Below are 2,761 nucleotides of genomic sequence, written 5' to 3' on the forward strand. Positions count from 1 at the left end.
CCGGACGCGACGGACGGTCCCCGCACGCAAGGCTGGAACAGCTTTCGCTTGCCCGCCAGTCTTGAGGTCGAAGCCGTGATGTCCCGGGCCGCTGTAGTACGGGCCTGGGACGTGATATTTGTTGCCCCAGTTCGACTGTGCGTAGAACTCAAGGACGTTGGCTGGTGTGCTCATGCTGATGTGCTCCTTTGATTTCCGCCTGCTATTCAGCCGGTATCAAGCAAGCTACGTGTGAGCTCGAGGGCGTCACATCGACCACTACGCACATCATTTGTGGGCCGAATGGCCCACGCGCGAGCCTCGATTCAGCGGCGAAACAGGGTGCTTTCGCGGCCCCTGATCGAGAGCAGCGCTGACGAGTGAGTCACCTTTCGCAACAGCATCTATCGACTGGCCGCGATCATCCGCCGATCAGAACGCCGTGAGTGGACGACGAAATTCCAGGTCTTGTATCGGTTGGCTCAGTCTGCCGAATGCACGCTACTCACCCCCCTCTCCGCGGTCCGGATGGGTGAGCGAAGCGCCTCACGAAGTGTCGACGGTTTGACTCAGGGCGAGAACCATGAAGCATCACGATGCCCAGCCCGTCGCTGCGCGCATTACGCGAAGATACTCACAGGTGTAGGCACGCACCCCCGTGCCGTCGCCTCGCCTGCAAGTGTCGCTGCGCGCAAAACGCCCACGAAAGGAGGAATCATGAGCAAGGTACAAGTACCCCTCTGGCTCCATCCCAGGGGTCGCAGTTGCCGTTGCTACCGTATCGGCCGATGCCAAGAAGGGTATCGCGTTGCATTGGGTCGGTTTGCTCGGCAGCGTGAATGCAACGACCTGAGATTGCGGCCGGCTTCACCGAGCAAGGTGCGACAAAGGTGGTCGCGGAGCTGGGGCCGCACTTCTGCGAGGAGAGCGTCGAATCGTGCAGGCCGAACATAACGACCGACAGTATATGATCCGTCACGAACAGCACGTTGCAGGCGTCGTGCTGCCATTTCGCTTGGTCCGCAGTTGACCAAGTAGCAACACGCAGGAGCGCTCTTTCGGAATGGGTCTAGAGCTGCAAAAGTCCCAAATTTAGCCCCCGCCGCAGGGCGTCTATTCTCGTGGTTACACCCAGTTTTCGATAGAGATTTGCGAGATGTCGCTTGACAGTGCCTGTTGCGATTGACAGAGCGTCGGCGATCTCTGCATTGGACATGCCCTCGGCCATTTGCTCAAGCACGTCCAGCTCTCGGATGGAAAGAACCGTCTGGCCATGAACGTGGTGCACCTGCAACTGACGATTGAGAGGAATCCGTGGACGGCGGGCATTTGGAACCCGACGGATATATTCCAGAAGTCCCGCAAGGGATTCCGATTTTGAAATATACCCCCAAACGCCGACTTCGAACGCCCGTTGGAGGCACGCCTCGGAGGGTGTTGATGCCAGCAGGACCACGCGAGTGGACGGTGAATACTGGTGTACCGCACTGACGATCAAATCAAGCGGGGGTCCTGAATCTACCGGTTCTATAAGAAGGACCTGAGGCTGATGCACTCGGGAAAGTAGGACAGCCTCATTCCCACCGTCTCCGAGTGCACGAACATTGATGCCCTGCTCAGGCGCCGCGCATGCGGCGGCCAGAGCCTCAGCAAACATTCGGCTCTGATCCACAAGGACGGCACTTACAACCCTGGTCTTGTCCCCGAGCGCGGCTGTTGCATACTCGTTCATGATTTGCCGTCGCCATTCGCTTCGCCGTTTTCGGGGGCAGCGCCGTCTTCTGATGAAGCGTCAGTTGATTCATACGCTGCACTTGGCGACAACCACTTGTTGAATATCGGGTTCGCCCTGAGGATCCAAGTGATCTTTGCGGCCGCTGCGGCAAAGATCACGACGCTGTTGATCAGGACGTATATCCACGGGGAGAGAAGTGTGTCGTTTGGCGGCTGCAACAGGGCGGCCTGAACGGCTATGAGAATCGCGTTCACTGTGGGTATGAGCGCAAAAAGCGTAAGAAAAAAGCTCGACTTCGGGCGGCTTTGCACAACACGAGTATCTGACCCTCCTGGCTCGGAGTCCCGATTACTGTTGTTCGTTGACATGCATCCCCCTGAGAAATATCTCTAGCCCGTGAAACGAGCCGTGTGCGCGCACCGGGCGCATTGGCTGAGTGCAGCTCCAGAGTCACGATCTGAAATCTCCACAAGCTCAACCTAGGGAAGATCCGAAGGTCTCGATTCGAGCGCCAGATACATCTTTCATGGAGCGAATGGGCCATCCCCTTGTAGCCCAACTACTTGCCATCCGCGTATCGGGGGCACTCGGTTATCAGCTAGTTGTTGAATGTCCCGATTCATTAGTATCGAATATGAGTTCGAGTAACGCAACAAATGCTGGGGAAGTATGGCCCCACTTGGCGGCAACTCCGAGCCCGAGTGTCTGGGCGGGCTTCCCGCACGATCGCGGTTGTGACGATCGTCACGGGCCTGTTTTGCTCAGCTCTGCTCAGTCCAGCTCTAGTGCCTCAAGCACCGCAGCCCACAGGTGCGCCTCGATAGAGTCTTCAAAAGTTGGCGCAGCACTAGGCTTTAGGCCCTTGTGCTGCTCAAATGTGTAGAACTTCAGAGAATTCCCATGGGCCGGAGCAAACGCCGCCCAAATGTCGCGTCTTGACTGTCGATTCCGACCGGTGGACGGTGACTAGCGGTATTGGACTCCGGGGCCCGTTGGAGGAGTCGCAGTCGCCGAAGGAGCCGGCCCTTTTGTTGAAGATCACGACGG

Annotated in this window: 2 protein-coding genes; both read right to left on the reverse strand. The window is 57.8% G+C overall.

The window, feature by feature from the left end; translation table 11 throughout:
- Nucleotides 1–1,048: 1,048 nt before the first annotated feature.
- Nucleotides 1,049–1,711 (reverse strand): response regulator transcription factor, encoded by a 663-nt coding sequence (locus JF66_RS22660; protein WP_081882528.1) that lies wholly within the window; start codon nt 1,709–1,711, stop codon nt 1,049–1,051.
- Nucleotides 1,708–2,082 (reverse strand): hypothetical protein, encoded by a 375-nt coding sequence (locus JF66_RS20220; RefSeq protein ID WP_156109967.1) that lies wholly within the window; start codon nt 2,080–2,082, stop codon nt 1,708–1,710. Before JF66_RS20220 ends, JF66_RS22660 begins: the two co-directional genes overlap by 4 nt.
- Nucleotides 2,083–2,761 lie beyond the last annotated feature (679 nt).

This window comes from Cryobacterium sp. MLB-32 (assembly GCF_000738085.1).
GTDB lineage: Bacteria > Actinomycetota > Actinomycetes > Actinomycetales > Microbacteriaceae > Cryobacterium.

Bases quoted from the DNA above. Each gene is read 5' to 3' on its own strand.
- JF66_RS22660 (WP_081882528.1), bottom strand. From the start codon at position 1,711: ATGAACGAGTATGCAACAGCCGCGCTCGGGGACAAGACCAGGGTTGTA.
- JF66_RS20220 (WP_156109967.1), bottom strand. From the start codon at position 2,082: ATGTCAACGAACAACAGTAATCGGGACTCCGAGCCAGGAGGGTCAGAT.